The 22,142-nt window shown below is 42.5% G+C and carries 17 protein-coding genes; 12 read left to right on the top strand and 5 right to left on the bottom strand.

What is annotated here, in order from left to right:
* Positions 1–59 precede the first annotated feature (59 nt).
* The 8 genes from MKY99_RS14410 to MKY99_RS14445 all read left to right on the top strand — a co-directional run bounded on the left by MKY99_RS14410 (position 60) and on the right by MKY99_RS14445 (position 11,443).
* A complete protein-coding gene (locus MKY99_RS14410) occupies positions 60–338 on the top strand; it encodes a hypothetical protein (RefSeq protein ID WP_339271649.1) in 279 nt (92 codons plus the stop codon).
* Positions 339–529: 191 nt separating this feature from the next.
* Positions 530–913 carry a hypothetical protein gene (locus MKY99_RS14415; protein WP_339248126.1) on the top strand — a complete coding sequence of 128 codons (384 nt, stop codon included), beginning with the start codon at positions 530–532 and terminating at the stop codon, positions 911–913.
* Entirely contained in the window at positions 900–1,385 is a 486-nt protein-coding gene (locus MKY99_RS14420; protein WP_339271252.1) for a nitroreductase, read from the top strand. The genes MKY99_RS14415 and MKY99_RS14420 overlap by 14 nt, the downstream gene beginning before the upstream one ends.
* Before the next feature lie 11 nt (positions 1,386–1,396).
* The gene (locus MKY99_RS14425; RefSeq protein WP_339271254.1) at positions 1,397–3,136 is read left to right on the top strand and encodes an ABC transporter ATP-binding protein; all 1,740 of its coding nucleotides are present in this window, start codon (positions 1,397–1,399) and stop codon (positions 3,134–3,136) included.
* Positions 3,123–4,976 carry an ABC transporter ATP-binding protein gene (locus MKY99_RS14430; RefSeq protein WP_339271255.1) on the top strand — a complete coding sequence of 618 codons (1,854 nt, stop codon included), beginning with the start codon at positions 3,123–3,125 and terminating at the stop codon, positions 4,974–4,976. The genes MKY99_RS14425 and MKY99_RS14430 overlap by 14 nt, the downstream gene beginning before the upstream one ends.
* A 143-nt stretch (positions 4,977–5,119) precedes the next feature.
* A complete protein-coding gene (locus MKY99_RS14435; protein WP_339271257.1) occupies positions 5,120–7,651 on the top strand; it encodes a helix-turn-helix domain-containing protein in 2,532 nt (843 codons plus the stop codon).
* A 167-nt stretch (positions 7,652–7,818) separates the two neighbouring features.
* Positions 7,819–9,132 (top strand): MFS transporter, encoded by a 1,314-nt coding sequence (locus MKY99_RS14440; protein WP_339271259.1) that lies wholly within the window; start codon positions 7,819–7,821, stop codon positions 9,130–9,132.
* A gap of 37 nt (positions 9,133–9,169) precedes the next feature.
* Positions 9,170–11,443, top strand: coding sequence for a glycoside hydrolase family 3 N-terminal domain-containing protein (locus MKY99_RS14445; RefSeq protein WP_339271261.1), 2,274 nt, complete (start codon positions 9,170–9,172; stop codon positions 11,441–11,443).
* 91 nt (positions 11,444–11,534) lie between these two features.
* On the opposite strand, the gene MKY99_RS14450 is transcribed toward MKY99_RS14445, so the two are convergent.
* The 3 genes from MKY99_RS14450 to MKY99_RS14460 form a co-directional block, all read right to left on the bottom strand.
* Positions 11,535–12,080, bottom strand: coding sequence for a TetR/AcrR family transcriptional regulator (locus MKY99_RS14450; RefSeq protein WP_339271263.1), 546 nt, complete (start codon positions 12,078–12,080; stop codon positions 11,535–11,537).
* Positions 12,081–12,222: 142 nt separating this feature from the next.
* Positions 12,223–13,308 carry a glycosyltransferase 61 family protein gene (locus MKY99_RS14455; RefSeq protein ID WP_339271265.1) on the bottom strand — a complete coding sequence of 362 codons (1,086 nt, stop codon included), beginning with the start codon at positions 13,306–13,308 and terminating at the stop codon, positions 12,223–12,225.
* A 162-nt stretch (positions 13,309–13,470) separates the two neighbouring features.
* Complete coding sequence (locus MKY99_RS14460) at positions 13,471–14,334, bottom strand: helix-turn-helix domain-containing protein (RefSeq protein ID WP_339271267.1); 864 nt, start codon at positions 14,332–14,334, stop codon at positions 13,471–13,473.
* Between the two features lie 139 nt (positions 14,335–14,473).
* Between MKY99_RS14460 and MKY99_RS14465 the strand changes: the two genes are divergently transcribed.
* Positions 14,474–15,970, top strand: coding sequence for a glycoside hydrolase family 43 protein (locus MKY99_RS14465; protein WP_339271269.1), 1,497 nt, complete (start codon positions 14,474–14,476; stop codon positions 15,968–15,970).
* Positions 15,971–16,052: 82 nt separating this feature from the next.
* On the opposite strand, the gene MKY99_RS14470 is transcribed toward MKY99_RS14465, so the two are convergent.
* Complete coding sequence (locus MKY99_RS14470; protein ID WP_076285732.1) at positions 16,053–16,595, bottom strand: RICIN domain-containing protein; 543 nt, start codon at positions 16,593–16,595, stop codon at positions 16,053–16,055.
* A 472-nt stretch (positions 16,596–17,067) separates the two neighbouring features.
* Here MKY99_RS14470 and MKY99_RS14475 point away from each other — a divergent pair, with 472 nt between their 5' ends.
* A complete protein-coding gene (locus MKY99_RS14475; RefSeq protein WP_042188161.1) occupies positions 17,068–17,961 on the top strand; it encodes a hypothetical protein in 894 nt (297 codons plus the stop codon).
* Positions 17,962–18,064: 103 nt separating this feature from the next.
* Here the strand turns inward: MKY99_RS14475 and MKY99_RS14480 are convergent, their stop codons facing one another.
* Positions 18,065–18,286, bottom strand: coding sequence for a DUF3955 domain-containing protein (locus tag MKY99_RS14480; protein WP_339271271.1), 222 nt, complete (start codon positions 18,284–18,286; stop codon positions 18,065–18,067).
* Between the two features lie 389 nt (positions 18,287–18,675).
* On the opposite strand from MKY99_RS14480, the gene MKY99_RS14485 reads away from it, so the two are divergent.
* Positions 18,676–20,235, top strand: a complete 1,560-nt coding sequence (locus MKY99_RS14485; protein ID WP_339271273.1) for a response regulator transcription factor — start codon at positions 18,676–18,678, stop codon at positions 20,233–20,235.
* Positions 20,232–22,010, top strand: a complete 1,779-nt coding sequence (locus MKY99_RS14490; protein WP_339271275.1) for a sensor histidine kinase — start codon at positions 20,232–20,234, stop codon at positions 22,008–22,010. The genes MKY99_RS14485 and MKY99_RS14490 overlap by 4 nt, the downstream gene beginning before the upstream one ends.
* Positions 22,011–22,142 lie beyond the last annotated feature (132 nt).

Genomic DNA, 22,142 nt, shown 5'->3' on the forward strand with positions numbered 1-22,142 from the left:
GACTTACTACAGGAGGTGCTTCTAGAATTAGAAAGTTTGTAGCTATCTCCGTTGTAATTATTACTCTGCTCGTTCTAGGAATGTACGCAGCACTTCAGTTTAAATATAATTCACTTGAGAAAAACTTAAGAGAATATTTGATCAATGTTGAAGGATACTCTGAATCTGATTTACTGAGTATTAAAGCTAAACTGAGCTCAATGCCGAAGTTCCCTGTATATGTTAGATTTGCTAATGAACCAGATACGGATTATATTTTCACAGACAGAGATGCATCAGATTGGAAGCAACTAGATCCTAAGGAGCCGCAAAGATTAAAGAAGGTTAATCAACAATAGTTGAGATATAACAAAAAATCTTGGTCAGTAAATTGAATAGCATCTCTCCAAGCTGACCGCACTTTGTGCGGTTTTTTCTTTGTGGATCTTGCTAATGAAAAAGATAACTTGACAGAAAACTATCGGACGTATACATTTGTATACATAAACGAAACGTATACATATGTATACAAAGTAAAGGAGGAGTAAATATGCGTGATGGACATTTCGGAAAACGCGGTCATAGAGAACATGGGGATCACAAAGACCGTGGAGAGCATAGAGATCGCGAGCATATGAGCAGACATGGGATGGATTCTATGGATGGTCCCCCAAAAAGTGCACAAACTTTTCGTCGCGGCAGAGCTCTAGCATTTTTGGAAAAGCTGAATGTGAATCGAGCCACTTTACAGCGGCAGCTGCAAACACCGGAGCTGGATTCGATCAAGCAAGTGATTAGCGGTGAATTGAAGGCAACGGAAGCGATCATTGAAGAGTTTATCCATATTTTTCAGATTCATGAAGTAACGCCGGAAGATAAGACTGTTGGCGAAATTAAAAAAGAGGAGAATGATCAAAAAAATGAAAACCATTGATCTTATAAAAACCCGTAGAAGTATTAAGCAATTTAAGGCGGATTCGATTCATGAGGATGATTTATTGAATTGGCTGGAAGCAGCTAGTTATGCTCCAAACCATCGTATGAACGAACCTTGGGAACTCCTATTTATCGGGCCTGAGACTAGAGCTAAATTAAAGCATAAGACGAATTTCGGAAATGCTCCTGTAGTTCTTGCTATCTTATCTAAACCTGGTGCAACAGCGTTTGAGCGTGACGAGAATGTTATGGCTGCCGCTTGTTTCGCACAGAACTTCTTATTAGCTGCACATGAAGTGGGGGTTGGAGCCTATTGGGCTTCTTTAGGTGCTTTACCTCATAATCGTGAAATTCTAGGTGTCCCGCAAGATTACGATGTGATTGGACTATTTGGCATTGGATATCCGGAGGAAGTTCCAAATGCTAAGCCAAGAACACCGATGAAATCAAAAATCACATATTTATCTTAAAAGGTGATGCAATGTGGAAACTTAAGAGTTACTTAAGGCCATATTGGTTGTGGTCTGTGTTAGCACCACTTATGATGATGCTCGAAGTGTTTATGGATTTGCTTCAACCTACACTAATGGCGAGCATTGTGGATCATGGGATTATGACGAAAGATTTATCACATATTTATTCGACGGGATTGACCATGCTTGGAGTAGCATTTGTCGGTCTAATTGGTGGGGTGGGCTGCACCGTTTTTTCGAGCATCGCCTCACAAAATTTCGGGAATGATTTACGGATTAACCTGTTTGAACATATTCAGAAATTCTCAAACAAGAATCTGGACCAATTGAAGACGGGCTCGTTGATTACTCGTTTAACAAACGATGTGGTACAGCTACAAACCTTTGTTCAGATGATTTTGCGGAATATTCGCTCTCCATTGTTATTAATCGGCAGCTTGATAATGGCTATACGGATTAGTCCTTCACTAACCCTTATCCTTGTCGTTGCCGTGCCATTGCTGGTTGCAATATTATATGGGTTGATTCGACTTTCTTTCCCTTTGTTCGAGAAAATGCAGGTCAAATTAGACGGCGTCAACACAGTATTACAGGAAAATTTATCGGGTATCCGTGTAGTCAAAGCCTTCGTCCGTGCTAAGCATGAACAGAAACGGTTTAATACAGCTAATAAGGATTACACAGAAACTGCGATAAAAGCGGTGCGATTAATGTCGTTAAATATGCCGCTCATGATGCTTGTGCTCAATGTCAGTATCGTAGCTGTTCTTTGGTTTGGTGGGCTGCAGAGCTGGAACGGCTCGCTGCCGGTCGGTCAGCTAATCGCCTTCATTAACTATATCACCCAATTGTTGATGTCTATGCTGATGTTGAGCAATATGCTCACATTCTTCTCGCGTGCAAAGGTCTCCGCAGATCGGGAGAATGAAGTGTTTTCTACGATAAGCGAGATTACAGACGTAACCGAATCTAAAAAAGATACGATACTAAACGGTCGGATTGTATTTGACAACGTTTCCTTTGCCTATGATCCTGCGGATGAGAACCTCGTGTTAGATGGCATCAATTTCACTGCTGAGCCAGGTGAAACTGTAGCCATCCTTGGAGCCACAGGCGCTGGTAAATCAACCTTGGTGAGCCTCATTCCACGCCTTTACGATGTTTCTTCTGGATCAATCACAATTGATGGTTCCGACACTCGGCAAATTTCTTTGGAACATTTACGCCGCAAGATCGGTTACGTTATGCAGCAAGCCATTCTGTTCAGCGGAACAATCCGTGATAATATCCGATATGGCAGACCGGAGGCTACGGATGAAGAAGTGGAACAAGCAGCAAAAGCTGCTGAAGCGCACCATTTTATTTTAGAGCTACCACAGGGTTATGATACAGTGCTTGGCCAACGAGGCATCAACTTGTCCGGTGGGCAGAAGCAACGGCTTTCGATTGCAAGGGCGTTGTTAATACAGCCAACAATTCTCATCATGGATGACAGTACGAGTGCGCTCGATGCGGCGACTGAGTCACGAATTCGGCAAATGTTAAAAAAACGGCTGAGTAGCAGCACTAATATAATGATTGCTCAGCGTGTCACATCAGTGATTGACGCGGACCGCATCTTAATTCTAGAAAACGGCCGAATTGCTGTACAAGGTACACATGATGGTCTAATGAGTAGCAGTGAAATTTATCGAGACATCTGGAAATCACAGATGAAAGGGGAGGAGGTTCCTTATGTCAAAGCATGACAACGGCATGAACACTCCCCCTATCCATAGACCAGGCGGATTCGGACCAGGGATAGGACCGGGATCTGGCCCCGGACGCGGCGGCGCTGTGCCAATCGTGCGCGCCAAAAATCAAGCGAGCACGCTTAAACGCATCTGGACTTATTTGAATCGTCAGCGGTTCGGGTTAATCATTGTATATGTATTTACTGTGTTGAATGCACTTCTTTCATTAATCGGACCGTATCTCATCGGTAAAGCGATTGATACTGCGGTTATTCCACACGATTATCAGGGTCTTATTCGGTTTTGCATACTCCTTATTGGCATTTATGGGCTAGGCAGTGTAGTTGCCTGGGTGCAAGCATACGTCATGACATCTGTTTCGCAGAATACTGTTTTTGAGCTGCGCCGTGATCTGTTCAGCAAGTATCAGCAGCTGCCCATTAAATTTTTTGACACTCGGGCTAACGGAGAATTGATGAGCCGGGCAACTAACGATATAGAGAGTGTATCCAGCACACTCAATCAGAGTGTAACCCAATTGTTAAATAGTTTGATTACACTAAGCGGCTCCCTCGTTATTATGTTAATGCTGAACGTTCCGTTGACTGTAGTCTCATTAATCACGATCCCGCTCGTATTATTGGCTAGTCGAAAAATCATTGGTTTAAGCCGCACTTATTTTAGAAATCAGCAGCGATATTTAGGTGAACTTGGCGGGTTCATCGAAGAAACCATCAGCGGACAAAAGGTGGTCAAACAATACAGTAGGGAAGAGTCAGAAGTTAAACGATTCCGAAAAATAAGTGGAGAACTGAATAAGGTCAGCATTAAGGCACAAATCGTATCAGGATTAGTAGGACCCGTGATGAACATGATTAATAACCTTGGTTTTGCGATCATTGCCGGGGTTGGGGGTTGGATGGCTTTCCATAACATGGCTACGGTTGGTATAATCGTTAGCTTCCTTACCTATTCCAAACAGTTCGGTAGACCCATTTCTGATCTTGCTAACCAGTACAATTTAATTCAATCTGCAATCGCCGGTGCAGAGCGTGTGTTTGAGGTTTTGGAGATGCCGTCCGAATACGGGGATGAAGAAAGTGAGGATCTCCCAAGATTAACAGGGGAGGTTGTTTTTCAGGACGTTTCTTTTGCTTACAAAGCGGATTCCCCGATTCTGTCGGGCGTTACGTTTGAAGCAACACCTGGGGAGAAAATTGCACTCGTTGGCCCAACAGGAGCAGGTAAAACAACCATCGTTAACCTGCTGATCCGATTTTATGATTTGAATGGCGGTTCCATACGAATTGATGGTCGCGACATCCGAGAGCTGAATAAAAACGCACTTCGTAGTCAACTAGGGATGGTGCTGCAAGATGCGCATGTATTCTCGGGAACGATTCGTGAGAATATTCGGTTTGGCCGACTCGATGCGACCGATCAAGAGATTGAGCAAGCGGCGCAGCTAGCCAATGCGGATGCTTTTATCAAAAGATTGCCGCATGGTTACGAGACCCTCCTCAATGCAGAAGGCAGTAATCTGAGTCATGGCCAGCGCCAGCTGTTAACGATTGCTCGCGCAATTTTAGCTGATCCTGCCATATTAATTCTTGACGAAGCAACCAGTAGCGTGGACACACGTACGGAAATGCACATTCAACAAGCAATGAAGAATTTGATGAAGGGTCGAACAAGCTTTGTAATCGCCCACAGGCTAAGTACGATCCAGGACGCCAATCGCATACTCGTGATCCAGGGTGGAGGAATTGCTGAGCAAGGAAGTCATGAGGAGCTGCTTGCGATGCAGGGCGCCTATTACGAGTTATACAATACCCAGTTCAAACGAGCGATTTAAAGAAACATTTGTATAGCTTATGAAAAAACACTGACTTGGATCAGTGTTTTTTTATTAGCGAGGTGACCACAGACCATCGAATTGACCGCCGAAACGCTACATTGTATGCTACTACAAGATAATGTAAACAAGGAAGTGATTATTTGAGCCATTCCAGCTATGAGCAGCTTGAGACCGAAGGCAAATTACCGTTTGATGTTTCTTTACATAGCGTCAACTTTGTGCCGAATCACTGGCATATGAGTGTGGAGCTGATTTTTGTGCTGTCCGGTAATCTAGAGGTTTCGACCGGAAACCGTCAATATAGGCTTAAAGAAGGCGATATGCTACTCATTAACCAGTGTTACGTGCATGAAGTTATCGGATTAGATCAGAATATCATCGCGACCTTTCAAATCCCAACAACCTATCTTAAGCAGCATATCCACAATGTGGAGAAGATCAGCTTTGAATGTTATTCTGCTGAAGTCGGTCCTGAGAAGCAAAATGGCTTAGATAACATGCGTCAGCTCATGGCTGAAATGGTACAGCTGAAGTATAAAGGCGGAGAAGCCTATGAGCTGGAGATGGAAGCGCGTATGCTTGGGTTATTCTCTATTTTGGTCAAACAGTTTAAACTGCCAAATTCCGGCGAAGCGATGAATATAAAATATATGGAACGAATGATGAGCATCATCACTTATATAGATGAACATTATAAAGACCCGGTGTCGCTGCAGACAATCGCAGAACGAGAGTATTTGTCGGTGCCGTATTTGTCCAAATTTTTTAGCGAGAACATTGGGGTCAACTTCCAGACTTACTTAACCAGCATTCGTTTAAAAAATACCGTAGAAGCCCTTTTAAGAGATCAAGAACATTCGCTTGCTGAGCTGGCACTTGAGCAGGGCTTTCCAAACGCAAAATCTTTTTACGCTGCATTCAAAAGCCGATATCATATTACACCACATGAATATCGCAAAAAATATCGGCCTCAAACTCATGCGAAACAGGAAGGTTCTGCTTCCGGCTACTTAGCATTTAATCAATCCAGCGCACTGGGCATTGTTCGGCAATTCCTCCGGCGTAGTCAGTCGCACCAGCTTGAACCCGTACATGCGGTTGTTCAGCTATCTGCGAGTATTCCATTAGACAGGATTCAGCGGCAAATCCAGCATAGCTGGAAAAATATCATTACGATTAGTAAAGCAAATGAAGGACTTCAAAGTGATGTACAAGCTCATTTGAAATATGTACAAGAGCGGTGTCCGTTTCGCTATTTGCGTTTTCATGGAATTTTTGATGATTCAATGATGGTGTACCAGGAGGATCACGAAGGGCAGGCACATTTTAATTTTCGCTTTGTAGATCAGTTGTTTGATTTTTTGTTATCGATCGGCTTGAAGCCTTTTATAGAACTGGGGTTTATGCCTTTTGATCTCGCAGCAGACAGCAGTAAACATGTGTTTTATGAAAAGAGTTACGTGAGTCCGCCTAAATCCATGGACCGCTGGTGTGAATTGGTAGATCAGTTTATTCGCCATTGTCTCAATCGGTACGGTCTTGAAGAGGTGGAAAGCTGGAAGTTTGAATTCTGGAACGAACCGGAATATGGTTTGTTCTGGCCTGCGACGGAAGAAGCGTACTACGAATTGTATGCCCGAACGTTCGACACCCTCAAAGCCATCTCTCCGACCCTTCAGATTGGCGCTCCCGGTAGAATTATTACTCTGAACTCCAATGCGTTTTGTGAACAGTTTTTTGCTTTCTGCAAAGAACGGGGTTGTCTTCCAGACTTTATCCCGTTACATTTTTATCCGCATGAGGACATGGATGATCTGCTTAGTAAAAATTGGGTGCTTAAAGAACGATTAAGTGAAAAAGAAATATCTCCACTTACAGTAGAGGGGTTCAGCAAAGTGTCCCCAAACCCCGATTATTTGAAGGAATCGCTGGAGCGTGAAATCGGACTGCTCGCTGAGCTGGGACTTAACGGACAAGAGCTATATTTAACCGAATGGAATTCAACGGCATTTCATCGTGAACTGACCAATGACACATTATATAAAGCTGCATATATCGTAAAAAATATCATCGAAAATCTCGACAGCATCAGTGGGTTCGGATATTGGGTACTGAGTGACAATATTGAAGAAACAGCGGCTTCATCCCAGATATTTCATGGTGGACTTGGACTTATGGCTCAGTATGGAATTCCGAAAGCGGCTATGAATGCCTATGAAATGCTCGGTAAGCTGGGGAATCGGCTAGTCGCACACGAAGAGGGTTATATCGTGACGGCTGGAAGAGGTGGTTATCAGATTTTGGCTTATAATTACTGTCATTTTGATGATTTGTACGCGCTTGGTGATACTTCATTCATTACATCTATTAGTCGTTATAGTGGCTTCAAAAACGAGAGACTTCTTAAAATTGAACTCACATTAACTGGATTACCATCTGGCAGATATAAGCAAGTGAACCATACGATCAGCAGGGCACATGGCAGCAGCTTTGACAAGTGGGTAGAAATGGGGGCTCCACCCGTTCTGACTGCAGAGGACACTGCTTATCTAAAAGCTGCCTCTCTTCCAGGTAGACACATTCAGATTCTTGAAGTAGGTGAAGAGTTTTCTGTTGTCATTAGAATGGAACCTCATAGCGTAGAGCTCATTGAGCTGACTCCATTGTTATGAGAAAATGAGTCAATTTTTAAGCTTCATCTTGATGAATGATATTGAAACGCTTTCATTTAGATTAAAAATGAACCTAAAAGTGTGTAATTGACCACCTCTCCTCCAAGAGGTGGTTTATTTTATAATCAAATTGTAAACGTTTTCTAAAAGGACGAGGAGGAATTACAATGACTGGAGCATCGATTAAAGGGCAGGTTCACACCCCTTTTCGTAGATTGACCTTTGGTATTCTGCTTGGTTACGGCATGATGATGCTGGCACTGATGACACCTGCCACCTTGCTGCTGACCTTTAAAATGATTGAAGTGGATCCGAATGGATATACCTCTTCCTATGGACTGGTTGCAGGAATAGGTGCATTCTTTGCTCTTATCGGAAATCCGATTGGCGGTGCACTCAGTGACCGAACCCATCTTTCGTTCGGACGGCGGCGCACGTGGATTATCCTAGGTCCACTAGTTGGCTGTGCTGCGCTGGTATGTACTGGTTTCGCCAACGAGCCTTGGCAGATCATGATTGGCTGGGCAGTCGCACAATTTTTCTTCAATGTAGGGATGGCAGCCTATACAGCGCTTATTCCAGACCAAGTACCTCAGGAGAAACAAGGGACAATCTCCGGATTAATCGGTCTCACTATTCCAATCGCTATGACGGTAGGGATGATCATGATGACATTGATGACTTCAGTTTCTTCAGAAATTAAGTGGCTTTTGCTAGGTGTAATCGGCATCATAGGTCCACTTCTCAGTACGTTGATTATTAAAGAAGGTAAAGTAGAACTTGTTCCCAAGACACATAATCAAATATCGCTGGGTAAGAAGCTGAGTACGATTTTTCCTAGTCCACGTAAATTCCCGGAATTCTCTTGGGCTTTCGTATCCAAGTTCCTGATCATGATGGGATATTGTAGCACTTTATACCTCACAGTCATGCTGGTAAACCGGATGGGACTTACGGAAGAGCTGGCCACCGCAAAGGTTGCTACGATTAATATCGTTATGTTAGTGGGTGTTGCAATTACAAGTATCTTCGGTGGGGTGTTGTCAGATAAATTTGGTAAGCAAAAACCATTCCTGATTGTTTCAGGGTTCATCATTGCTATTGGGGTTCTGTTGTTTGCCTTTGTGCCAAGTTATCCGGCCTACATTGCCGGAGCTGCAGTGATCGGATTGGGCTTTGGCTGCTTCTCAGCCGTAGATATGGCACTCGTTGCACGGATTCTTCCAAGTAAAGAGGATTCCGCCAAAGACTTCGGGATTATGAACGTAGCTAATGCGTTGCCTCAGTCCATTGTTCCAGCAATCGCTCCTGTGCTGTTAGGCATTGGCAGCTGGACCTTCTTTTACATCTTCCTTGCCGTCTGCACTATACTCGGTATGCTGGCAGTGAAGCCACTTCCAGAAGTGGGAACAGAGAAAAGAGCTCAAACTGCTGAACTAACAGCTGTCGAAGCGCAATCACAAAAAGCCAATCTGGTTTAAGAAAAAAACAAACAAGAAAACAGTGGAGGGAAACCATATGAATCAGAGAGAGACTATTAACACTAAAAGCCTTCATACCATTTCTTACGTAAGCAATAAGGGCGGTCCAACCTTGGGTTATTCCCCGGATTCTGGAGTGCAGATTCTCGAGCAGGACGGACTTTTCTTCAAAGATCTGAATCGTAATGGCAAGCTGGATAAATATGAGGACTGGCGATTGACGCCGCGAGAGCGGGCTGAAGATCTAGCTTCACAAATGAGTATTGAACAAATTGCTGGACTCATGCTGTATAGTCGTCATCAATCCATACCAGCACTTAGTAGCAGCTGGTTCTCAGGAACATATAACGGTAAACCCTATGAGGAGAGCGGAGCTAAGCCATGGGAGCTTACCGATGAACAATTAGCATTTCTGGCACAGGACTATCTGAGACATATTCTGGTGACCACCGTGGAGAGTCCAGAAATAGCTGCTCTGTGGAACAATCAGGTGCAGGCATTTGCAGAAGGAACCGGCCTTGGGATTCCAGCCAACAACAGCTCCGACCCACGCCATGGCTCAGATTCTAGCTCAGAGTTTAATGCTGGAGCTGGTGGACAAATCTCCATGTGGCCGGAGACGCTGGGCCTTGCGGCAACCTTCGATCCGAAGATCACCTATCGTTTTGGGCAAGTTGCCTCACGTGAGTATCGTGCACTTGGTCTAGCGACGGCGCTATCGCCGCAAATCGATATTGCTACAGATCCACGATGGTTTCGTTTTAACGGCACTTTTGGCGAGGATTCGAAGTTATCTGCTGACATGGCAAAGGCTTATGTCGACGGCTTCCAGAGCTCGGAAGATGACCGGGAGATTAACGAAGGCTGGGGATATGACAGTGTGAACGCTATGGTAAAACACTGGCCTGGCGGTGGTTCCGGGGAAGGCGGAAGGGATGCACATTATGCTTGCGGCAAATATGCTGTCTATCCGGGCGGTAACTTTGATGAACATCTTATTCCTTTTACAGAAGGAGCTTTTAAGCTGGATGGTCCAACCAAGCAGGCTTCAGCGGTCATGCCATACTACACAATTTCTACAAATCAAGATCAGTTGAACGGGGAGAATGTCGGAAATTCTTATAGTTCCTATCTTATTACCGATCTGCTTCGGGAAAAATACGGTTACGATGGCGTTGTGTGCACAGATTGGCTCATTACAGCAGACGAATCAGATAGTAAGGATTCCTTTCTCAGTGGTAAACCTTGGGGCGTAGAGGGTATGTCCGTCGCAGAACGGCATTACAAGCTCTTGATGGCAGGCGTTGACCAATTCGGCGGCAATAATGAGATGGAGCCCGTCCTTGAAGCATACCGAATGGGAGTAGCTGAGCATGGAGAGGTATGGATGCGGAATCGCTTTGAGCGGTCAGCTGTTCGGATTCTACTTAATATTTTCCGTCTGGGTCTCTTCGAGAACCCGTATTTGAAGCCTGAGGAGAGCGCTCAGATTGTTGGGAATCCTGAGTTTATGCAATCAGGCTATGAAGCACAGCTGAAGTCGATCGTGCTGCTGAAGAACAAAAATCGGGTATTGCCGTTGGCAGCGAAACAAACCGTATATGTTCCGAAGCGTTATACTCCAGCAGGAAAGGATTGGTTCGGCAACCCAACGCCGGAAAAGACAGAATATCCGGTGAACCTGGATGTTGTGTCTAAATATTATCATGTGACAGATCAGCCGGAAAAAGCAGACTTTGCTCTTGTCTTCATAAGCAGTCCTAAATCAGGAGTAGGCTTTAGTCAGGAAGATTCTGAGCAAGGCGGTAACGGCTATGTATCCATTAGCTTGCAATATAGACCGTACACTGCGGAACATGCTCGGGAGCAGAGCTTAGCTGGAGATGCGCGAGATAACGATGTACTTAACCGTTCTTATAAAGGAAAAACCGTTGTTACGCATAATGAGAGCGATTTGGATCGTGTCCTGGAAGCTCGCAAGCTGATGAAAGACAAACCGGTAATTGTGTCGATGTTATTGTCCAATCCTTCGGTTGTTGCCGAATTTGAGGGAGAGGCTGATGCTATACTTGTTAATTTTGGGTTACAGGATCAAGCACTTATGGAGGTGTTAACGGGTGCCGAGGAGCCTTCGGGATTGCTCCCAGTACAAATGCCATCAGGTATGCAAACGGTAGAAGAGCAGCTGGAAGATGTGGCACATGACATGGAATGTCATGCGGATTCAGAAGGAAATGTATATGATTTTGCCTTTGGAATGAATTGGAATGGTGTTATAGAGGATGAAAGAACGAAGAATTACCGGAAATAAGAACCGTTCTGCAGAAAAATAAAAGCAAAGCACCGCCTGAAGAATTTATCAGACGGTGCTTTGTATATCAATCGGTTTTCCGATGGTGGAGTTATAAATTCCTTTCCAACAAAGTCCCAAGTTGTTCAGCCAAGATTTGATGTGTTACAGGCTTCTCATTCTTGAACCACCATTCCACAACCCCTGCATAAGCTGATGCCACAAAACTAATGATAACCTCTTCATTTAATCCGTGGTTTATCCCTTCCGTTACATTTACTTCATGTCTAAACTCTTTTTGAAGAAAGGTTAAGAACCGATTACGGAAATAAGGAGCGCCTTTGCTCGCAAGCATCATAGAGAAAAAAGAATAATGATTATCGAAGTATTCCGTCCACTTTAACGTGGCCTCAATAAAATCTAAATCTGCTGCCGATTCGCAAAGTACTCTAAGAACTTCTATATGTTCCTCGATAAGCTTGTCTAATAAATCATATTTATCCTGATAATGAAGATAAATGGTTCCTCGGCTTACATTTGCCTTGTCGGAGAGATCCTGTATGGTAATGTCGTCAAAATTCTTCTCGGACATCAGTTCAATAACAGCTTTCTTAAGTGCTTCTTGCGATTTAAGAATCCTTCTATCCACTTTAGACAATTGAGTTTCTCCTTACTTTCAAAAAAAATGAACACTTTTATAGGACCTGTTCAGTATTGAACAAAACACACACATCGCTTTAAAAAACCAGAAACCCGCAAATTTCTCTTTAAGAAGCGTAGACAAGCTCAATGACGATAGGCTAAGTATTCAAACCTGCCAAATGCAAAATCTGCTTCAGACGATCTATATCCACATAGATATCTTCGAACCCCGGAAAACGAATAGCAGGATCTGGCCAGCCTTGACCATACATCATGTAATAATCAAGAGCGTTATGGTTGCTGATCATCCAATACGTTGGAACGACATGCTGTTCATGAACAATTTCAATAACTTGTGTTCCAGATTGACAAAAAGCCAGATTGGCCAGTCCAGCGCCATGTGCTCCCATGATTACCTTTGCCGAAGCGAATAACTGGATTTGCTGGGCAACCGTCCAATCCTCAAGATAAATAGGTTGAATGCTATATTCTTCAAGGCAGCGTATAACTTCCTCTTCATTGACTAAGCGCCTGGTGCTTGCTTTGTTTCGAGAAATATAAATACGCTCAGGTGTAGGGAGTGTTGATTCCTTATGAGGCAGCAATAATTTACGTAGCGTATCCGTGGTCCACGGGGGATAGTGGGAATTCATCATCAAAGAAGGGACAAGTAGCTGATCAGCTTCAAAGTAAGCTTCAGGATTTGTCCGGATTACTGAAGACTCTGATATACCGAGCATAGCCCAGGTTTGTTCCACAAATGGTCCATATGGATTTGGATTCATGATGATAGAGGTATAAGGAATTCCACTCGTTTTAAGCATCGCCAGCCTAGGGAGCACATCATACAACCAGTGGAAATAGTTATGGCTTCCGCAAAACGTCAACACAGCCACGGTTCCTTCTAAGTATTGAAGTTTTGGATCATTCCACCGGTGGAACACAGGGTGTTCTTCTGCTTCTAGCATTCTATTTTGAACGGCGTCATATTCCTGTGACAGATCAAAGATCAGCTTTCCCTCCGGAGATAGAACAGCACCAGATTCTCCCCATACCCTTCCACTCGAGATAGTGGCTACGTATCCGCCAAACGGCTGTAAACAATAAGGCGTCAGTGCAGGATGAATACTCGATTCAATGCTTTTAGGAGCGGTGAACTCGGCCACCTGACCGAAATCAAACGGAATAACCTGTCCACCTTCATGGATAGTTCTTTTTTGTCCCCATTCTGTTTCAAGTTCCAAGACGCTTCGGTAATATCCAGAGGGCGCTCCCCCGTTCATAGAAAAACTCATCGTTTCACCTCTTTTGACCAAGTAGAACTCCAGAAACATCATTAAGCTATTCTATGGAACAAAGAACTTAACGACACAATTCCTTCTGAAAAGGGCGAGTGAACAGTTCCTTTATAGCTTCTTCCGATAAGCCTTTGGAGACATACCGTAGGTTTTGGTGAACTGTCGTGTAAAGTAATTGCTATCGCTAAACCCGCTTTCATGTGAGATCTGAGTAATACTGAAGTTAGAATGCTTCAACAAGCTGCAAGCCCGTTCCAGACGCATTCGATGGAGATAGGAGATTGGAGTCGTCTGATAGTAAGAGCGAAAGATCCGGTTTAAGTGTCTAACAGATATCCCTGCGTGTACGGCGATTTGATCCAGCGACAACGCTTCAAGATAATGGTCTTCCATAAAAGAGAGCGACTTCGCCAAATGTATTAGATGATTATCCTGGCTGCTTTTATCCTGTTTTTCATAATGCCTTGATAAATAGACAACCAGTTCCATAAACCGTGAGACGAGCAACGTCTGATATCCTTGAAGCTTGTGGCTATATTCTTCAATCATACCGGCAATGAGTGCAGTGACAAACTCCAGCATGGGAATTGGCAAGCTTAGTTTACTTGTGTAGGCATGTTTATGACGATACAACGGTTCCAATACAAACAGCGCCTGAAAGCCGTTCGAAGTTCGCAGATCCGATCCAGCCGTCGACAGCATTTCAGGCTTGTACATAATATTACAGATCTTAAAATCCTGAGGATCTTTAAAAGCATGCGGGGTTGAACCGTTAATCACAAAAACATTCCCCTTCTTGATGAATGATTCTTCGGTATTCACAATATGCGTAGCAGTACCACTCAAGACGATTACGAGCTCTGAAAAGTCCACATGTCTATGAAGGTCAGTATCATTGTCGTGAAAGCCGTATTGAATAAAGAATGGGAATTTCTGATCTGATGTAAACCAATTCAAATAAAATTCGCTCAATTCGTAACCCTCCAAAAGCATGTCTAGATGAATGTCTATATCATGCTATTTTACGACTGGATAATCAAGGTTTATCGTTTAGCTAGTGGAGTATAATCCTTGACATAGATTCAAATGTTCAACAAAAGGAGAATGCTTCATGAAATATAACAATCCGATATTACCAGGTTTTTATCCAGATCCAAGCATTTGCAGAGTAGGCGAGGATTACTTTTTGGTAAACAGTTCATTTGCTTACTCTCCGGGAATACCCATTTGGCATAGTAAAGATTTAGTCCATTGGAAGCAGCTCGGGTATTGCTTAACACGTGATTCCCAGCTTCAATTTGATAAATCGGTCGTGTCTGGAGGGGTGTGGGCACCAACTATTCGTCATCATAATGGTCGATTCTACATGGTGACGACAAATCAGGATAGCGGTGGACATTTCTATGTTTGGACGGTGGATCCAGCAGGTGAGTGGTCGGATCCTATTTATGTGGATCAGGAAGGGATTGATCCATCCCTATTTTTTGACGATGGAAAAGTATATTTTACAAGCACTGGCACCAAGGATGGTATGGGAATCTACCAATGTGAGATTGATATTGAAACGGGCCATAAGCTGTGCCATTCTCGTTTGATATGGACAGGCAGTGGCGGTAAATTTCCTGAAGGACCACATCTTTATAAAATAAATGGCTACTATTATTTAATGTGTGCTGAAGGCGGGACAGAATATGGACACATGGAAACCATAGCAAGAAGTAAATCACCCTATGGACCCTATGAATCCTCACCCCGGAATCCCATTTTGACTCACCGGAGCTCGGATTACCCTATACAAGCTACGGGACATGGCGATCTGGTAGAAGCACAGGATGGCAGCTGGTGGGCGGTATTTCTAGGGATTCGACCAGTAGGATATCCATATCGACATCATCTTGGCAGAGAGACATTTCTTGCTCCGGTCCATTGGAGTGGAGATGGATGGCCGATGATTGGAGATCACGGTGATGTTGGATTAGAAATGGAAGCTGACACTCCACCACCAGTGCTATGGGAAGACGAGCCTGAGACCGATGATTTTAATCGATCTGATTTAGGAATGAGCTGGAATTTTATTCGCAATGCTAAAAAAGTCGATTGGTCTTTGCAGGAGCGACCAGGGTGGCTAGCATTACATGGAGCTGATGTGAGATTAAGTGAACAGGGAACGCCTGCATTTATTGGCTGTAGACAGCGTCACTTGGATTGTGAAATCTCCACTAAAATGGAATTCAACCCACTAGATGGTGATGAAGCGGGTCTTGTTGTGTTTATGGATCAGATGTATCACTACGAAATCGGACTAACCCAGGTAGAAGGTGAAAATGTGATTACGCTGCGAAGACAAGTGGGTAGCATAAGTGATGTGAAATATTCTTCTCCATTGGAAGACACAGTCGTAGAATTGAAGATTCAAGCATTACCTGAGAAATATTTGTTCTCTTATCGAGGTGCAGATCAGTTATGGCATCCACTAGGTGAAGCGGAGACACACTTGATCTCTACTGAAGTGGCAGGCGGATTTACCGGAGTGTTCTTTGGGATGTATAACTACTCTATCAACCGAACAATCGCATATTATGATTGGTTCTGCTATCAAAAGGAATAACAATCCTAAAATATGTTAAATTAAGAAATGGCGATGCTCGGGATGTTTCCCTGCACCGCCATTTCTTGTATTTGGCAATAGCTTAATTTTTTCGTATATATTCTATATACCAGTGCTGATTGTGACCGCCGTTATCACTCCATTGAATGGCCTGCGCACCGCTGGTTTTATCTTGTCCCGATATATCCAATAACTTGCCACTGGCTCGGTTTTTAATTTTATACATGTTTTTTTCACCAGTTGGAATAAGCTCCCACTGTTGGTTCCACCCGTTATTGCTCGGCCATTGAATAACACTGGCCCCATCGGATGAAGATGCTCCGTTGACATCCAATAAATCTCCGCTAGCTATGTTTCTGAAATTATAATATCCGTTTTCTGCAATTTCGAGATACCATTTTTGATACTCTGCTCCTTGATCGATGTATTGTACGATAAGCGCACCGTCTGCTTGTGAATCCGCTCCGCTGACTGACAGCACGTTATTGCTGTGTTCATTGATAATTTTGAGAGGAATTGGCACTCCAGCGTGCGTCGTTGAAGTTAGTGCGAGTGACGATGCAGATACAACTAACACAAGTGCCAAAAACATTTTCACTCCGTACCTAATTTGAACTCGTTTCATGAAAATACACTCCTTCTTCAATTTTAATTAATTTCTTAACCTGCCGCTTGTCCATTTTAAAAACAAGTTTTATGTATTCAACTTAATCACCTCCTAAATCAGTAAATGTATTGCATGTCATTCGATAGAATCTGAAAAAGGACTCTATCCTCAAAAGTAAATACATAAAATATAAATAAATAATGGTTCATTTGCTAAGAATATACTTTAATTTCAAATAATGAGTCAATATGATTTTTTTCGCTATTTATATAAAAATAATACTATCAACAGCTTTAAATGAGCATATCAAAAACCAAAAAAATACTCATCGGACCATAAAAAGACACGGATACAAGTCAGTGTCTTTTTGTGGACATTTATGATGTTTCACTTCTTTGTTCAGTGCTAAAGGAAATATCTTCTTGTCTACTTTTTAAGATATTCTTGGTAAGGTAAGGGGATATCAATGAATAAGAGGTGATGAGTTGTAATGATTAAGAAATACTGCTTGTTCTGTGATGAGATGGTATCCATTACATCGGAAGGTGATTACGATAGATTTTTAGGCTGTAATTGTTCTCCTGACGGGTTCTATAACTTATTGAGAGACAGCTATGAGCCTATAAATTCTCTCGCGCATCCAAAGAAACGCGATATGTTTCATGTGATATCGGCTTATATACGGGAGCTGACAGATCGTGGAGAAAAGGTCAGTCTATCGGCCGACGATTTAGAATCCATTGTAAATTCCTCGAAAATTCCAGTGACGATTGAAGATAAAGGAAACCGTTTACTGCAATACTTATACAGACATTCTGAAGCCCCTGGGGAATCCGTTGTTATTCAGCCACTCTCCAGTAGCTATAACCTAACGTATTCGCCTAATCTACAAGAACTGGTATATATCATAGATAAGCTGATTAACGAGCAGTTTATGATCAGGGAAGGCATGACCTTTAAGCTGACGGACAAGGGATGGAATGAAGCTGCCGCAATCGCAGGAGGCAAAAAATTAAAACCCTGTATCGTTCTATTGTCAGATGCGGAGGATTTGCACACGGAGTGGGTGGATAAGCTGCTTCCTAAAATCGAGCAGTTTGGTTATATACCACGGTTACTAAGGCATACGTCAATGCATAACCGTGAACCGTATTCCTTAGAGCTTATAGAGGAGAGTAAACTGATTATCGCTGATTTAACCGGCCAATCCCCTGAAGTGTATTTTACTGCAGGATATGCGCTCGGGTTGAACATTCCAGTGATTTGGACTGTGAACAGCAGCGATGCTAATGATCTTTTCGTACAAGTGAAGAATATCCGTCCAATCGTTTGGGATACAGCTGAAGAGCTGGTAGTCTTACTCCAGCAGAAATTGAGTTTATAGAGTTCATGTCAAATTTAAAATGAACATCCAACACAGAAGAAGCCGCGATAGATTGCGGCTTCTTTCTTTTTGCTATGAAAGTTAATGTCCCCATACAACGCTATTACGAAATCTTTTTTCTTTTATTGAGGACTGACCCGAGACCTACGAATAGAAATGCTACAATACTGCAGAAAAAAAATAGGTAACTAAGCGGAATTAAGAAGAAAGCCGGCTCATGCAAGATTCCATCCGGTCCCACGCTTGAACCCACCATACGTGAGATCATTAAACTGATGATGCTTAATAATAATGGTGAAGCGGCTAATAGATATTTCTTTTTCATATGACATTCTCCTTTGCTTGATAACCATATAATACACAAAAAACACTCGCGAATCAATATTAATTTATTGTAATTCGATATATCATTATTATAAATCAAATGAATTAACTTGTGCTTGGAATTGGATTTGAAAATGGGGACTTGACCATAATTGCTGGTGAGGACTATTATTTGGTTTAAACAAATTTAAGTAAGTCTCAAGGCTTTATTTGTATAGAAGGTCGCTTCAAGTCGGAAGGATTGAACTGTAACAGATAAATAGAAAACGGTTACATCCAATGCTACGATAGTATGGAGGAACGGCGTTCTGATCATTTGTATGACTTTTTAAATTTGTTCAATCAGTGAATGAACATAATAACAGGTTGAACAGCTGCAAGGGGGCAGATATGAAACCAATATTTAAGATTATGATTGTGGATGACGAGATGCTGGTTAGACAGGGAATTAAACATCTTTTGGATTGGGAACAAGAAGGGTATCGAATCATCGGGGAGGCGTCTAACGGTGTTGAAGCACTGAGTATGATGGATGAGCTGAATCCTCATATTATTATTACGGATATCGTAATGCCAATAATGGGCGGGGAGAAGCTAGTCAAGATCGTTAAGGAGAAGTACCCACACATTGAAGTAATCGTCTTAAGCAGTTTCAGTGAATACGATTATGTCCGTTCCACATTTCAGAGTGGGGTAGCGGATTACATCCTTAAGCCGAAACTGGAAGCCGATTATCTGTTGTCTATCCTAAATAAAACTACAGCTAAGATGGCAGGGATGAAGATAAGAGACTCAGGGGCCGATCCAGAGGAAAAGCAGCTTTTGTTCGCGATCGAGAAGCTCATGACGGGATATGAGTCAGTGCTAGAACCTGCTTTGCTTCATTCCAAGTTTCCACACGCACAATTCGCATTTTTCGGAGCAGATATGAAGCATATTAAAGATTCTGGTGATAAGTTAACGTTCGCAAATGAAATCGAAAGAGGAATTCAAAAGTTAGCATTGGACGATGTTGTGTTTATTCGGTTAAAGTTTGTTAACGACTCGGTCATTTATTTGCTTAACGTTAATCCAGAACATTGGGACGAGCTTGTGATTGAACTCCGTTATCTGATCTCAGAAATAGAACATCGTGTGAGAGAAACACATTTTATTATCAGTCAGAGCTTCGCGCACTTTGAGAGACTTGGTGAGATTTATCGAGACAATTACTTGAAGCTTACACGATACAGTTTCTACTTGCCAGAACGAAGTCTGATTGAGAATGATCATTTGCCGGGTCTTCCGGGTGCATATCAGGAAATTGATATGGGAGAATTAATGGACCAGTTGAGACGTAAGCAATTCCAGAAGGCATTTACAGAGTTTCTTGAATATGTCCATCTGCGTTCAATGGATTATCGCATTGATATTTTCGAATTTAAATCGCTATTGGGCAACTTTATATTTAACGTAGCGACCACGCTTGGAAAAATGAAGTGTGAGATCGGAGGTCTGGAGGAGACCAAATACGACTACTTCCGAAAAATAGATGAAGCGATGTATGCAAGTGATGCTATTGCTGTTACCGAAGCATTCATTCGAGAAGTTGAGCGCACGATTGGTGAGACGAATTCATCGGTTAACCCCAATATGACAAAGCTACTCGAATATATTCAGAATCATTATGCAGATCCGATCACACTGACAGGGGTAGCTAGACAGTTCCACTTCAATGCTTCTTATTTATCAAGTTATTTTACTGCCCATAATGGAGAAGGCTTTAGTGAGTACCTGAATAAAGTCCGTTTGGAAAAAGCTATGGAATTGCTCGAGACAACAGAAAAATCAATTTCTGATATTAGCGCAATCGTGGGATATTCAGATCAGAGTTATTTCACCAAGGTATTTAAAAAGCAGACTGGCATTTCTCCAAGCCGGTACCGGAGACGGGACGTAGAGCAGCCATGATTGGAAATTTCATTAACAATATTAGAAAGCAGGGCTTATTCCTCAAGCTGTTTCTCGTGACCCTGATTAGCATCGTAACTGTATCACTCTTGACGCTGGCTATTACAATTAGTATGTCGGAGAAATTATTTTTACAGACCTTTAGTATTACAAACGGCAAACTGCTGAATCAGATGAAGACAAACCTGGAATCGTATAACAATATTATTGCTACCGGTGCTACTATGATGGCTCAAAATGAAGCTATCCGGAATTATTTATCTAGCGGAGAGACGGATGCAGTGAATCTTGCGATCAAAACATATCACATGACAGAGGGCATGCGGGCAATCCGCTCTAACCTCAGCGCCGTTGATGTTGGTATCATGATCGTGGGTGTAAATGGCAGGAGTTATTCAACAGATCCTTGGTATTGGGACATTTCTGCAGATGAACTAATGGCTCACCCAATAACGAAGGAAACCATATCCCATCCTGATCAAATCCTGTACCAGCTCGATCTAAGGGAAAATAAAGAGAACGTGAAAGAGCCTATGCTGGTAGCTTCCAAAGCTTTATTTGATCATTCGACCGGAAGAATTTATGGCACCATGTACGTAGCCATTCGTGATCGAGATTTCAAGCCCTTTTATGCTAACTTTACGAGTGAGGGTAATGACGTCGTGTTGCTGAATAAGAAGGGATTAATTGTATCCAGCAGCAAGACAGAAATGATTGGGCTCCGCGATAAAAAGCTGCTGCAAGAAGTAGAGGATGGAGGAAAAAATGGCGATTCTACCTATGTGATGGGGAATGAACGAATTGTTTTCTCGGAATACTTACCTGAATTTGATTTTTATATGGTGAACCTGATAGATAAGAACGCCGTGACCGGACAGATGGTGAATGCCAAAGCGGTGACACTGACAATCATGGCTATCGTGGCAATATCGCTCATTATTGTTTTTTTGATTACCCGAAAAATGACGAAGTCCTTACGTGTACTCGTTAAACAGATGTCGAGTATTCCTACAGGTGATTTCGATAATCATGTAGATGTCACTAATAGTAGTTATGAAGTTAAGGAGTTAGGTAACGCCTTCAATTTTATGCTTGATTCACTTCATGATTATGTTGATAAGCTGATGGAGACTCAGAAGCAACAACGTAATGCGGAGCTGGCGGCACTCCAAATGCAGATTAACCCACATTTTTTATATAATACGCTGGCTTCTATCAAATTTCTGGTGCAGCAGGGCAATAAGGAAAAAGCAGCTGGAACGATAAATTCACTAATCTCACTCCTGCAAAATACAGTAAGCGATGTTCATTCTACTATTCCTGTTAGTCAAGAATTGGAGTCGTTGAAGCATTATGTGTATATCAATCACGTGAGATATGGTGAGAAGATCCGTGTGAATTACTTTGTGGAGCCAGAGAGCTTGGATTATCATATGCCGAAGCTAATTCTTCAACCTTTTATCGAAAATGCATTCTTTCATGCATTCAACCTTAAAGATGAGGGAAGAATTCTCATCATGATTTCCGTGCAGGAAGAGCAACTAGTATGTGAAGTTGTAGATAACGGTGATGGAATGGATCTTGACCCGAATTTGCTGGAAGAGGAGCAGCTACCAGCTTCGAAGCACAAACGCCAACTGTTCTCCGGGATCGGTATACGGAATGTGGATGACAGAATCAAATTGTTATACGGTGAGAGATACGGGATTAATATTACAAGCAAACGGAATGAAGGTACACAAATCGTTGTTACGCTTCCATTGTTAAAAAACTAAAAATTTTACATGAATCTAAAAATAGTACCAGAGTCGATATGAGAATCAAAATAGGACCCAATAATATCACCAAAGCTAACAAAGATACTGCCAAAGAAAACGAATACAAAATGATAAGATGGAGGCGTAGCA

The organism is Paenibacillus sp. FSL R5-0470 (genome assembly GCF_037975205.1).
Lineage (GTDB): Bacteria > Bacillota > Bacilli > Paenibacillales > Paenibacillaceae > Paenibacillus_AQ.

Excerpts from the sequence above, each read along its gene's own strand:
- MKY99_RS14415 (WP_339248126.1), top strand. The coding sequence starts at position 530 with ATGCGTGATGGACATTTCGGAAAACGCGGTCATAGAGAACATGGGGAT.
- MKY99_RS14420 (WP_339271252.1), top strand. The coding sequence starts at position 900 with ATGAAAACCATTGATCTTATAAAAACCCGTAGAAGTATTAAGCAATTT.
- MKY99_RS14425 (WP_339271254.1), top strand. The coding sequence starts at position 1,397 with ATGTGGAAACTTAAGAGTTACTTAAGGCCATATTGGTTGTGGTCTGTG.
- MKY99_RS14430 (WP_339271255.1), top strand. The coding sequence starts at position 3,123 with ATGTCAAAGCATGACAACGGCATGAACACTCCCCCTATCCATAGACCA.
- MKY99_RS14440 (WP_339271259.1), top strand. The coding sequence starts at position 7,819 with ATGACTGGAGCATCGATTAAAGGGCAGGTTCACACCCCTTTTCGTAGA.
- MKY99_RS14445 (WP_339271261.1), top strand. The coding sequence starts at position 9,170 with ATGAATCAGAGAGAGACTATTAACACTAAAAGCCTTCATACCATTTCT.
- MKY99_RS14465 (WP_339271269.1), top strand. The coding sequence starts at position 14,474 with ATGAAATATAACAATCCGATATTACCAGGTTTTTATCCAGATCCAAGC.
- MKY99_RS14470 (WP_076285732.1), bottom strand. The coding sequence starts at position 16,595 with ATGAAACGAGTTCAAATTAGGTACGGAGTGAAAATGTTTTTGGCACTT.
- MKY99_RS14475 (WP_042188161.1), top strand. The coding sequence starts at position 17,068 with ATGATTAAGAAATACTGCTTGTTCTGTGATGAGATGGTATCCATTACA.
- MKY99_RS14480 (WP_339271271.1), bottom strand. The coding sequence starts at position 18,286 with ATGAAAAAGAAATATCTATTAGCCGCTTCACCATTATTATTAAGCATC.
- MKY99_RS14485 (WP_339271273.1), top strand. The coding sequence starts at position 18,676 with ATGAAACCAATATTTAAGATTATGATTGTGGATGACGAGATGCTGGTT.
- MKY99_RS14490 (WP_339271275.1), top strand. The coding sequence starts at position 20,232 with ATGATTGGAAATTTCATTAACAATATTAGAAAGCAGGGCTTATTCCTC.